The sequence below is a fragment of the Acinetobacter sp. 12966 genome (genome assembly GCF_031196995.1).
Classification (GTDB): domain Bacteria; phylum Pseudomonadota; class Gammaproteobacteria; order Pseudomonadales; family Moraxellaceae; genus Acinetobacter; species Acinetobacter geminorum.
Genome location: NZ_JAVIMC010000030.1, coordinates 25,337 through 38,088 on the forward strand (window position 1 = coordinate 25,337; position 12,752 = coordinate 38,088).

At 39.9% G+C, this 12,752-nt stretch carries 11 protein-coding genes; 3 read left to right on the top strand and 8 right to left on the bottom strand.

Annotated elements, in window-relative coordinates; all coding sequences use genetic code 11:
- Positions 1–74: 74 nt before the first annotated feature.
- Positions 75–992 carry a DMT family transporter gene (locus tag RFW85_RS05795; RefSeq protein ID WP_170248545.1) on the top strand — a complete coding sequence of 306 codons (918 nt, stop codon included), beginning with the start codon at positions 75–77 and terminating at the stop codon, positions 990–992.
- 63 nt (positions 993–1,055) lie between these two features.
- Here RFW85_RS05795 and RFW85_RS05800 read toward each other — a convergent pair whose 3' ends face one another.
- The 4 genes from RFW85_RS05800 to RFW85_RS05820 form a co-directional block, all read right to left on the bottom strand.
- A complete protein-coding gene (locus RFW85_RS05800; RefSeq protein WP_170248544.1) occupies positions 1,056–2,027 on the bottom strand; it encodes a homoserine dehydrogenase in 972 nt (323 codons plus the stop codon).
- Between the two features lie 109 nt (positions 2,028–2,136).
- Entirely contained in the window at positions 2,137–2,928 is a 792-nt protein-coding gene (locus RFW85_RS05805; protein WP_086264631.1) for a sulfite exporter TauE/SafE family protein, read from the bottom strand.
- A 120-nt stretch (positions 2,929–3,048) separates the two neighbouring features.
- Entirely contained in the window at positions 3,049–4,704 is a 1,656-nt protein-coding gene (locus RFW85_RS05810) for a TIGR01244 family sulfur transferase (protein WP_170248543.1), read from the bottom strand.
- 9 nt (positions 4,705–4,713) lie between these two features.
- Positions 4,714–5,409 (bottom strand): MBL fold metallo-hydrolase, encoded by a 696-nt coding sequence (locus tag RFW85_RS05820; RefSeq protein WP_170248542.1) that lies wholly within the window; start codon positions 5,407–5,409, stop codon positions 4,714–4,716.
- Between the two features lie 192 nt (positions 5,410–5,601).
- Between RFW85_RS05820 and RFW85_RS05825 the strand changes: the two genes are divergently transcribed.
- Together RFW85_RS05825 and RFW85_RS05830 are read left to right on the top strand one after the other, a co-directional pair.
- Positions 5,602–6,873, top strand: a complete 1,272-nt coding sequence (locus RFW85_RS05825) for a sigma-54 dependent transcriptional regulator (protein ID WP_309171241.1) — start codon at positions 5,602–5,604, stop codon at positions 6,871–6,873.
- Positions 6,874–6,942: 69 nt separating this feature from the next.
- Positions 6,943–7,854 carry a bestrophin family protein gene (locus RFW85_RS05830; protein WP_170248540.1) on the top strand — a complete coding sequence of 304 codons (912 nt, stop codon included), beginning with the start codon at positions 6,943–6,945 and terminating at the stop codon, positions 7,852–7,854.
- A gap of 47 nt (positions 7,855–7,901) precedes the next feature.
- On the opposite strand, the gene RFW85_RS05835 is transcribed toward RFW85_RS05830, so the two are convergent.
- Genes RFW85_RS05835 through RFW85_RS05850 form a run of 4 tightly spaced genes read right to left on the bottom strand, consistent with a single transcriptional unit; the run spans position 7,902 to position 12,751 of the window.
- Complete coding sequence (locus tag RFW85_RS05835) at positions 7,902–8,960, bottom strand: 2,3-butanediol dehydrogenase (RefSeq protein ID WP_170248539.1); 1,059 nt, start codon at positions 8,958–8,960, stop codon at positions 7,902–7,904.
- 29 nt (positions 8,961–8,989) lie between these two features.
- Complete coding sequence (locus RFW85_RS05840; protein ID WP_170248538.1) at positions 8,990–9,775, bottom strand: acetoin reductase; 786 nt, start codon at positions 9,773–9,775, stop codon at positions 8,990–8,992.
- A gap of 26 nt (positions 9,776–9,801) precedes the next feature.
- Complete coding sequence (lpdA, locus tag RFW85_RS05845) at positions 9,802–11,205, bottom strand: dihydrolipoyl dehydrogenase (RefSeq protein ID WP_170248537.1); 1,404 nt, start codon at positions 11,203–11,205, stop codon at positions 9,802–9,804.
- A 10-nt stretch (positions 11,206–11,215) separates the two neighbouring features.
- Positions 11,216–12,751: a 2-oxo acid dehydrogenase subunit E2 gene (locus RFW85_RS05850; protein WP_170248536.1), complete on the bottom strand. Its 1,536-nt coding sequence runs from the start codon at positions 12,749–12,751 to the stop codon at positions 11,216–11,218.
- Between the last annotated feature and the right edge of the window lies 1 nt (position 12,752).

A 12,752-nucleotide genomic window follows, 5' to 3' on the forward strand; every position in this document is an offset into this window, starting at 1 on the left:
GTACAACACAAGAATATATACGTGAAAAATGAAGCATTCCTAGATACTTAAGCTTGGTAATCGAGGATGAAGTTATGAATATTTTACTCTATGTTGCGGTGGTGTTGATTTGGGGAACAACATGGATTGGAATTGCCGTTCAAAGCCATTATGCAACACCCGTTGTCGCAATTTTATGGCGTTTTGCTATTTCAGCCTTATTACTTTGGGTTGTTTTACTATTTTCAGGAAAATTACAGCGAATTGCTTTAAAAGATCATTTGTTTTGTATACTACAAGGTCTTTGTGTTTTCGGCTTAAACTTTATTTGTTTTTATACCGCAGTTAAATATGTAAACAGCGGTTTAGAGTCCGTTATTTTTTCGATGGCCGTTTTCTTTAATGCTATTAATGCGCTTATCTTTTTTAAGCAAAAACCATCACCAAATTTTGCCCCAGCTGCAATTTTAGGACTCATAGGTATTGTTTTACTGTTCTGGCATGACCTGGTTAATAGTCAGTTTAATGCACAGTTACTAATGGGTATCGGTCTATGTGCAATAGGCACTTACGGTTTTTCTTTAGGTAATATGATTAGTGTTAGACATCAAAAACGTGGCCTAAATATCTTTTCAACAAACTGTTATGCAATGACCTATGGTGCATTGGTGATGTTAAGTCTAGCGTTATTTACTGGCCAAGATTTAATGCCGCCAATGAATTTCCCATTTTTAAGCTCGGTACTTTACTTGGCTATATTTGGTACTATTATTGGGTTCTCTGCTTATTTTTCTCTGGTTGGACGAATTGGCGCAGCCAAAGCAGCATATAGCACGTTGCTCTTCCCTTTAGTTGCTTTAACAGTTTCTACTTTCTTTGAAGGATATGTATGGACTTTAAATGCTGTCTTTGGAATTTTATTAATTTTACTCGGCAACTACTTAATGTTTAGTAAGTTTGAAATTGGAAAGAAGCTATTTAATAGTCAAAAAAGTTTTGAGAAGCAGGCATAAGCCTGCTTTTTTATAAATCATGATTAATTTTTAGCAGCCCATTTTTATCATCAACTCAAAATCTTATAAAGCCGCGGCTGCTGTGGCTAAAGGTGCAGATGCCCCTCCACTTACTACAAATTCACCCATTTCTTGCGTTAACACCCGAATGCATTTATTAGAACCTTGCAGATGAGCAAAAGGGTGATTTATCGGAACTAAACGTAACTCAACACCTGTTTGAATTTGCTGATTTTTCAGATGAATAAAACCAACCAGACGAGGAATTAAATCTTCTTTTTTCCAATCACGGATATGATCGGCAGTCACATGACTGATTCCTTGTCTTGGAATATCTTGAATTTTTATATCAGCTCCCAAAACAGTATTGGCTAGTATCGTAATTTTTGCAGCAGTATCCCATCCATCTACATCGAAAGAACTGTCAGGTTCCGCAATACCTTTTGCTTGAGCTTTTTCAAGAGATTCTGCAAACGCACATTCATGTTGCAACATATCATTTAAAATAAAATTTGTGGTGCCCGTAAAAACACCTTCAACTTCTAAAATTTGGCAGCCAGCTAGGTTATATTCAAACAAATCAACAGTTGGTAAGGCCGCAGCCGTCGCACCGCTAAAAAATAGTTTTTTATTCTGCTTATTTGCCAAGTTAATTAATTTTTTGCCTTCTACGACTAAAGCACCTTTAGATACCGCAATCGCATTCATGCTATGTGTTAAAGCATAATCTAAATAAAATAGACCCTTTCCACCTGTCACATAGTCACTTGGCCCTGTCTCAATAATGACATCTGCTTGAACCTGTTCTAAAAACTTTTGCTCAGTTACTCCTTCTTGATACTGTGTTTTATCTAGCCACTTTGCAGCTTGTAAACCTTCTTGGTCAATTAAGCCTGATGATGAGTTGCAGATACCCACTAAACGGGCATCAATTTGATATTTTTGTTTATAGTATGCTGATCGATTTAAAAGAAGCTCTGCAATTTGTTGCCCAATCCGTCCAAAACCACAAATTGCCACATTAATTCGCTTCATTTCATTTTCTCAAAAATTTAAATGGTTTAAATCAATTTTCCAAAGATGGTTTTAACATCTCATCTTGGGAAAATTGCTAATTATAGAGATGGTAAAAATACTATATCTCTTAGATATTTGTTAGATTAACAATCTTAATTACCATATAAATTGCGACAGCAAAAACCATTAAAGCAAAGACTTTTTGTACAATTGCAGACGGAATAAAACGAATAGCTCGGCGTCCTAATAACATACCGAATGCACATGCGAGTGCGAACGCACTAGTGATTGCTACTGGATAGTGAAAACCCTCTGCAATATGCATAACAATACTTATGCCACTAATGAGAAAAATAATCATAAGTGAGGTTGCAACAATGCTATGCATATCCAAATTTGTGACTTTTCTAAGCGCTGGCACAATTACAAAGCCGCCACCAACACCGAGCATGCCAGTTAAAAGCCCCGCAATAATCCCGATGCTGGCAAGAACGCTTCCCGTTTTAAAATTCCAGATAAAGCGTCCCGTACTTGGATTGACCTGACACGGCGGGTTATGAAAGTCTGATACTCGATTACTAATGAGTCGATAACCCACTGTAAACATGACCAAGCTAAACATTAACATGAGCCAGACAGGTGAAATCATGTTAGCTATTAAAATGCCGATATGTGCCATAGGAGCACCAATTAAAGCAATCCAAATAGCAGCACGATAACGAACTATCTTTTTAAATAAGCCTTCAATGGTTCCAATGAGTGTAGATAGCGCAACTGCCAATAACCCAATCGGTGCAGCTTGAGCCACGCTCCAGCCTTGACTGGTCATGAGCGCAGGTACAGCAAGAATACCGCCACCCGCACCGGTAAGACCAAGTAAAAAGCCAATCACAATGCCTTCAACGACAAGTAATAACATATTAAAAGCCTAAAATTGCCTATACATCGTTTGCAGTAGACTGCTGGTTAATGAGTGAGTAGATCTCATCTTCTTACGAAGCTTTAGTCTCTTCTCAGGGTAAAGATTATTAATCTTTACTTATCCTCGCTCAGGTTTGACCATCCACTCACGTCCCTTGAGCATGCCTTGCCAGTAAATCGGCGGTAAAATCTGTTCTTTAAGCAACCATGCCAAACGAGATGGTTTTTGCCCATCAATCACCCATTTTGGAAAACTTGGAAGTAATTTTCCACCATAACCAAACTCAGCCAGAACGATTTTTCCACGCTCTACGGTGAGTGGACATGAACCATAACCGTTGTATTCACAAAAGTTTTGCTCACCTTTGAGCTGGGCTATAACATTCACAGCAACGATCGGAGCTTGTGCACGTGCGGCAGCAGCAGTTTTGGCATTAGGCGCATTCATCACATCACCTAAAGCAAAAATATTGGCATGCTGGGTGTGTTGTAAGGTTTGAGGATTCACACTCACCCAGCCTGCTTCATCAGTGAGCGTACTGGCACGAATAAAATCCGGCGCTTGTTGCGGTGGAACAACATGCAATATATCGAAATCAGTCTCGACCAATGCTGCATTTTCATCATTCATGACCTTAAACCATGCTTTTTTTGCAGGCCCATCTACTTTGACAAGTTGATGGTTAAAATGAAGTTCAGAGTCATATTTTTCGACATATTGCATTAGTGCAGGTACATATTCCTTCACACCAAATAGAACAGCACCAGTGTTATAAAAATGGATAGAGATATCTTTGAGTTTGCCTTGCTTTAACCAGTAGTCAGCAGAAAGATACATTGCTTTTTGAGGAGCACCGGCACATTTAATCGGCATAGGTGGTTGAGTAAAGATTGCCGTTCCACCATTTAGCTGTTGCACCAGTTCCCATGTATACGGCGCTAAATCATAACGATAGTTAGACGTCACTCCATTTTTACCTAAGGTTTCGACTAAACCTTCAATACCATGCCAATTCAGTTTTAAACCCGGACATACCACCAACGCTTTATATTGTATGGGTTGGCATCCTTCCAAAATAACCTGATTATGCTCAGGGTCGAATCCGGCAACAGCTGCTTTCATCCATTTCACTTTTGAAGGAATCACACTTGCCATTGACCGTGCGGTTACTTGTGGTTTGAAAATACCGCCACCGACCATGGTCCAGCCCGGTTGATAATAATGTGTGTCTGCCGGATCAATAATGACAATATCTAAATGAGGTTCACGACATAAAAGACTAGACGCTACAGAAATTCCTGCTGCTCCAGCGCCCACAATCACAACGCTATAACAAGGAATAGTGGCTGGTTCATGGTCACGTTTTAAAATACGTGGCACTAAGCCTTTTAAGTTGAACCCAAGCTTATTACCCGATTCAACTAACAGTGTTGCATCTTTTGGGTCAATTTCAGCCAAAGCCCATAAACTGATTGCACGCATACCAGTACGGCAATACGCTAAAACAGGTTTCTGAGCATTCTGATAAAGATGTTTAAACTCAGCAACTTGTTGATCGGTAATTTTGCCACTGGTAACAGGTTGATAGATTACGTTTAGGCCATATTGTTGAGCTGCTTCTTCAATTTCAATTACATTGGGTTGATCTGCACCTTCTCCATCTGGACGGTTACATATCAGTGTTTTTATTCCTTGGCCTGCAATTTTTACGACATCATCGGCAGTAATCTGGCCCGCAACATAAAATTCTTGATTAACTCGTTTAAGTTCCATATTGCCACCTTATAATTGTGAAATTGAGCCGCAAGCCTGATTGGCAGGAAGTGCTTTATCGATTTGTTTTGGGTATGGCAGATTTAAATTATTCATTAATTCAATAAAATCGTCTCTTGAACGATTCTGACCTAAACGTGAGTTATTTAAACGTTCATTGCCAATCGTTGAAGATAAACGACCTTTGTAGTCGTGTCCCGGGTACACAATAGTATCGTCAGGCAAGCTAAATAGTTGTTTATGAATACTATCATAAAGTGTGCCGGCATTACCTTGCTGGAAGTCAGTTCGACCACAACCATCAATTAACAATGCATCACCAGTAAAAACCATATTTCCCACCAAATAACTCGTACAAGCATTGGTATGGCCTGGTGTATAATGGGCTTCAATACTGAAATTTCCCAGTTTAAGCATGCAACCATCAGTGATTAAAATATCTCCACAACTTACGTCTGAGTTTCTATGTAAAACCGATTTACAATGGAAACGTTCACGAAGTAAATTTGCAGCGGTAATATGGTCTGCATGAACATGAGTATCTAAGGTATAGATGAGCGTAAATTGATGCTGCTCTAATTCTTTTGCATAAATTTCTATATCTGATGCAACTGGGTCAATTAAAACGGCCTCTCGTGTTTCTTCACATGCAAGCATATATGTATAAGTCGAACTTTCTTGCTCAAAAAACTGTTTAAAGAACATGGTTTATATCCCCAATAATTTATTTCTTTCCTATATTTTGCAAATAAGATGCCAATTATTTAAAATTAAATAATAAATATAAAAATCAAAAATTTAAAAGAATAATTAAAATTAAAGTTAGAAAACAAACTCAGCTTGATGTTCCTTTGAAACTCAAGTATGTTTCAATGAAACTATTATGAAACACAGACAATGGCAAACTTAAATTTTGAGTCAGAACAGGATTTCTTTATTTTATTCGAGCAATTAAAAGCTTTATTCCCACATGCGAGTCTGTTTTTAGCAGACACAACGACTCAAGCAATTCACTATAAATTTAATACAGATGACATTTCTGTTGAGAGCATGGCAGCGCTTATTCAAGATCATCATAACCAGTATCTTGAAATTAATACTCCTAAAATGAGAAAGCGATTTATCTATCAGGAAAATGATATTTACATTGCCGAGCATCGCATTATCGGGAAACTACATATTTTACAACCCGTTAGCATAGATAATGATATTGCTGATCAAGTAGAGCTAACAGAACAATTGCAAGACTTGGCTAAAGTTTTTAATAACTGTTCACCAGAAATGGCTCGTATGTTTTCAATTATTCAGAGAGTAGCAATTACTGAGTTTCCAGTGCTCGTACGCGGCGAATCTGGTAGCGGTAAAGAACTTGTGGCAAAAGCAATTCATGATTATAGCCAACGTAAAAACAAGATTTTTGTAGCGATTAACTGTGCAGCTTTAAATTCTAATATTTTAGAAAGCGAACTCTTTGGACATGTGAAAGGTGCTTTTACAGGAGCAATTCGTGACCATAAAGGCGTGTTTGAACGTGCCGTTGGTGGAACGCTGTTTCTGGATGAAATTGCCGAGATTCCTTTAGAACTTCAAGCTAAATTATTACGGGTGTTAGAAACAGGTGAGTTTACTCCTGTAGGTGGTGAAAAACCTATTCAAGCCAATGTCCGCATTATTACAGCAACACATAAAGCTTTACGCGAAGAAGCTAAGGCTGGACGTTTCCGCCATGATCTACTCTATCGCTTGCGTGTGATTCCAATTTTTATACCACCACTCAGAGAACGAAAGGTCGATATTCCTCTTATTGTCGATCAGATTTTAAAGGAAAGTACAACTCAACTCGACACGATGCCTCGCCATGTTAATCAAAAAGCCATGCAAGTTTTATTAAACTATGACTGGCCAGGAAATGTTCGTGAGCTTAAAAACACCCTGCTTTATGCGTTAACCATGGCAAATGGTAAGGATGAAATTGAAGTCGAAGACTTACCGAATGAGCTCTTAAATGCAGAGGATTATGTTAAATTACCCGAGACAAATACAGAACTTAGTCCAGAAAATGTGCAAGCCGCTTTAGAAAAATATAACCATAACCTGAATATGGTCGCGAATATTTTTGGTATTAGCCGTACAACGCTTTGGCGATTCAGACAAAAGCATAAGCTTTAGCTAGGTATTTAGCTCGTCTAAGGCGTATCATATTGCACTTGGTTAGGTTCATTAGTTCAAAGGCTTTATATGATTGTTCGCGATAAAAGCAATGTATTTAAATTATTATTTGCTTGGAAAGGAACAATTTTGCCGAAGGTTTTACCTGCACTGACTTTTGTTGTACTTATTTCAGGATGTGTGGTTTGGCTCTCTTATTATCATTGGATTCAAATTCCTACCGTACCTGCGATCGGATTTACCATCTTTGGCGTGATTCTTTCCATTTGTACAGGCTTTAGAAATAACGCATGTTATGACCGATGGTGGGAAGGCCGCAAGCTCTGGGGCGCTTTAATTGCAAATGCCAGACATATTGTTAGAGACAGCCATGTTCTATCTAATGAGCAACGTGAACATTTGATTCATCAGGTCTTAATTTTTAGTAATTTATTGCGTGATCGTTTACGTCAACAAACAGTCGAACCCACAAAATTTCTTGAACATGCCTATTTAAATAATTCTTCACTTAATTATTTAAATGAGCATATTAATGCACCACAGTTTGTACTCGAAAATATTCAAAAAGATTTAGTCAAAGCTTTAAAAGATGGCGAAATTAGCGACATTATCTACAGCACATTGACGCGCCATATTGTTGAGCTAGGCAATATTCAAGCAGGTTGTGACCGTATTGCTGGGACACCTTTACCCTACTCATATTCAGTACTTTTACATCGTGCCGTTTATTGTTTCTGTTTCATATTACCGTTTAGCCTTGAAGCAGCTTTAGGCATTTGGACACCGCTTATTGTGGGTTTAATTGCTTATATGTTTTTAGGTTTAGATGCTTTAAGTGCTCAAATTGAAGAACCTTTCGGTTTGCAAGAAAATGATTTACCGCTTGATTCAATTGTTCGTTTGATTGAACGAGAGTCGTTAAGTTCTTTAGGGCAGCCATTACCCCCTATTATTGAAGCTCAAAACAACAATTTACTTTAATAAAAAAGAGCGAATTATCGCTCTTTTTTATAGGTTTAAGTGTCTGTTTATGGATGTACAATAATCTTAACGGCTGACTCATTGTTATGAATTAAGGTTTCAAAACCTTGTAAAATCAAATCATCAAGTTGAATACGCTGGGTAATAAAAGGTTCAAGATTTATTTTACCTTCTTCAACCAGCTTAATGGTTTCCTGATGGTCATTGACGTAGGCAATTGTACCTCGTACATCCAGCTCTTTCATCACCACACTATGCACATTAATTGATGCTGGATGGCTCCAGATCGAAACAATCACTATCACGCCTGTTGGTTTCACGGCCGCAACCAAAGTATCTAGAACTTTGTTAACACTACTACATTCAAATGCAACATCGACGCCATCACCATTGGTGATTTTCATAACCTCAGAAACCACATCAACTTCTGATGGATCTAAAATATAATCTGCGACTCCCGACTCTTTGGCTTTTTCTTTACGTTTTGCACTCAGCTCAGTAATGATGACTTTAAGTCCTTTCGCTTTTAAAATTGCCGAAAGCAATAAACCAATTGGCCCTGCACCACCAACCAGTGCAATATCACCAGCCTTTGCACCACTACGTACGAAAGCATGATGCCCAACCGATAACGGTTCAATTAAGGCTGCCTGATCGAGTGGGATTTTATTGGAAATTGGATGTACCCAACGGCGTTTAACTGCAATTTTTTCCGACAAACCACCGCCACGACCGCCTAAACCAATAAAGTTCATATTTTTGGAAAGATGATAATTATCGCCCGGTCCAGTTGGTACATCATCGGCCACAATATAAGGCTCTACGACCACATGCTGACCAATTTCAATATCATCAACACCTTCACCTACGGCATAGACCACACCTGAAAATTCATGTCCCATGGTAATCGGCGCAGATTCACCTGAAATAGGATGCGGATGTCCACACGGTGGAATAAAAATTGGCCCTTCCATAAACTCATGCAAATCTGTACCACAAATTCCACACCAAGCCACCTTAATACCTACAGTGCCGGGAGTGACTTCTGGTTCAGGGATATCTTCAATACGAATATCGCCTCTGTCATAAAAACGCGCTGCTTTCATTATTATCTCCCTCAAATCAGGATGTTGTTTTAGCGATAGACAATTCCGCCGTCCGTTAAAATGGATTGACCCGTAATATAGTCCGAATCTTCACTTGCCAGAAAAGCAACTAATGCGGCTACATCATCTGGCGTTTGGGCTCTACCTAAGGCAATGCCTTCCACATACTTTTTATAAGTTTCACCAATTGCGGCACCAGTAATTTCAGCAAAACGTTTATCAATTTCAACCCACATGTCCGTTCCGACAATTCCAGGACAATATCCATTTACCGTAATACCGTGACTGGCATATTCTTTTGCCGCAGCTTGGGTGAGTGCTCGTACTGCAAATTTGGTTGCCGAGTAAATACCAAGTAAAGCAAACCCATCGTGGCCTGCAATTGAGCAAGCATTAATGATTTTACCTTTATGTTGACGTTGCTTAAATTTTTCGGCGGCAGCCTGTATTCCCCACAGTACACCACCAATATTGATATCAACAATTTTTTGGAATTCATCTGGTGTTGAATTTGCAATAGCCTGAACCTGAGCAATTCCAGCATTATTAATCATGACATCAAACCCACCAAGTGTCTGCTCAGCATGATTTATAGCAGCATATACTTGCTCGCGGTCACTTACATCAGCAATAAATGTACTCGCATTTACACCTAAAGCTTGAATTTCCTGCTGCACATCGTTCAGTCGATCTTGTTTCATATCAAATAATGCAATATGTGCCCCTTCTTGCGCCAAGCGCAGGGCAATCCCACGGCCAATGCCTTGAGCTGCCCCAGTCACTAAAGCGACTTTATTTTTTAATCCCTTAACCATGTTCAACTCCTGTAAATGTAGAATTTCTACATATGAATCGCTCGTTGCATTGAAGCCAAAATGGATTCATGCATGGCTTCTGATAATGTTGGATGTGGGAAAATCACTTGAGCTAAACTTTCATCAGTTGCTTCTAGGTATTTGGCAATAGCAAAGCCTTGGATATGTTCGGTCACTTCATGACCCACCATATGTGCACCAAGTAATTCACCCGTTTCTGCATGTATCACCGTTTTAACGAAACCTGATGCATCTCCAATTGCTAAAGCTTTACCATTTGCAGTTAAAGAAAACTTACCGATTCGTATAGGTAGATTCTTAGCTTTTGCTGCATTTTCCGTTAAACCAATACTAGCCACTTGTGGATGCGTAAAAATACAACCGGGTATCTGGCTACGATCGAGTGAATGGACGTTTTTCACACCAGCAATTTTCTCGACACATATCATGGCTTCATGGCTTGCTTTATGGGCAAGACACGGTGCACCAGCCACATCACCAATCGCATAAAGCCCTGCTACGTTGGTTTTACAATAGTCATCAATTGCCACAAAACCTTGTGGATTGAGTTCTACACCTAAACGTTCTAATCCTAGCCCCGTGGTATTCGGCTGCACACCAATTGCCGAAAGCACGCGGTCAAAAACAAGCATTTGAATGTCATTCGCCGTTTCAACCACACAGTGAACTTGACCATTTTCAATTTGAATACTTTGAACGACAGCATCGGTTAAGACTTTCATTCCTTTTTGTTCAAACTGTTTTCTGACAAATTGAGCAACTTCCGCATCTTCAGTTGGTAAAATCTGCTTGGCTAAATCAATAAGCGTGACCTGACAACCCAAGTCTTGATAAAAGCTAGCAAACTCACTACCAATTGCACCTGAACCTACAACCAGTAAACTTTTCGGTAACTGCTCTGGCACAAGCGCTTCTTTATAGCTCCAGACATATGTTCCATCGACAGGAAGCTGAGGAACATGTCGAGCTTTAGCTCCAGTTGCCAAAATAATATGAGGTGCGCTCAAAGCCTGACTTTTACCTTGAGCATCGGTCACTTCAATTTTTTCTTTAGCCGTAAGCTGAGCACGACCATTAAAAACAGTGACCTGATTCTTTTTCAGCAAGTAATCAATACCTTGTACAAGCTGAGCTGACACTTGTCGGCTATGTTGCACAAGCTTTTGAATATCAAAATCGAGTTGAGATACTTGAAAACCAAACTGTCCGGCATGTTTAAACTGGGTTGCGAGCTCTGCCCCTGCAAGCAAAGCTTTAGTTGGAATACAGCCCCAATTTAGACAAATTCCGCCTAAATGTTGCTCTTCTACAATTGCGGTTTTTAACCCGAGCTGGGCTGCACGAATTGCAGCCACATACCCACCCGGTCCCGCGCCAATCACAATTAAATCAAATTGAGCTTCTGACATGCGGGTTCTCCTACACCAAAATTAAAGCAGGGTTTTCAACAAACTGCTTAAAGCTGGCCAAGAATTTCGCCCCAACCGCACCGTCAATGACGCGGTGATCGCATGACAACGTTGCTGTGACAATCTCACGAACCACGACATTACCATTTTCAACAACAGCACGTGATTCAGAAGCACCTAATGCCATAATTGCACCTTGCGGTGGATTAATAATGGCGTCGAACTGCTTAATGCCTAACATTCCTAAATTTGAAATGCTAAAGCTGCCGCCCTGAAACTCGTCAGGTTGTAACTTGCCAGTCTTGGCACGGGTTGCCAAATCACGCATGTCATCGGAAATTTGTGCTAAAGACTTCTGATTGGCGGCTTTCACAATTGGTGTAATTAAACCGTTTGGAATCGCCACAGCCACTGAAATATCTGCTTGTGAAAATTGCAGAATCGATTGTGTAGCTTCATCAAACTGAACATTCACTTCAGGTACTTTAATCAGTGCCGCAGCAGCTGCTTTAATGAGCATGTCATTAATAGAAAGTTTCACTTGTGGAACAGTCTCATTAATCTGCTTACGTAGTTTTTGCAAAGCCTCTACGTTGAGATCGACTACTAAGCGGAAATGCGGTGCGTTACGTTTTGCAGCCTGTAACCGTGAGGCAATCGCTTTACGCATCCCATTCATCGCCACAGTCGTAATTCTCGATTGTGGTTGAGCTGCACATTGCACAGGTTGTTCATTTACCGATGTTGGGTTATTACGATAGTAAACTGCCTCAACATCTTCTTTACAGACACGGCCACGAGTACCTGAAACACGGCAGTCATTTAGGTTAATGCCCCACTGCTTTGCTAAACGACGTGCTACAGGCGTTGCTAGAACTTGGCTATCATCGGCTGTAGATTTAACTACTTTAGTCTGGGTTTGCTGCTTAACATCAGGCCACTGACCACCAGCAGCTTGTACAGCCTTCTGGATGTCTTGAACACTAATACGTCCTTCACGACCAGAACCTGTGACTTTTGCCAAGTTTACATTGTGCTTTTCTGCAAGCTTTAACGCATGTGGTGTTGCAAACAAATCATCAGATGTTTGATAGCCTTGTAATGACTCCGGTACAACGTAGTCACCTTTCGCTACCTTTGCAGGGGCTGAAACACTAGCTACTACAGTCTGTGGTTGTTCTGCTTTTTCAGCAACAGGTGCAGATGTTTCTGCTTTACTTTGCTCCAAAGGTGCTTCAGGGGCTTTAGCTGCTGAACCGCCTAGTGATGCGATAAACTTTTCAATTTCTGCATCAGAAACTTCACTATCAGCACATACGGCAATAAGACCCCCAACAGGTAAAGTATCACCATCTTTCGCTAAAATTTTACGGAGCGTTCCAGCAAAAGGCGCTTCTAATACATTGACGATTTTTGTGGTTTCAATTTCACAAATTTCATCGCCTTTATTAAAGCCATCACCCTCTTTAATCAACCATTGGGCAATCGTGCCTTCTTCCATGGATAATCCCCATTTCGGGATCTCCAGCGTTTTAATTTCGCTCATC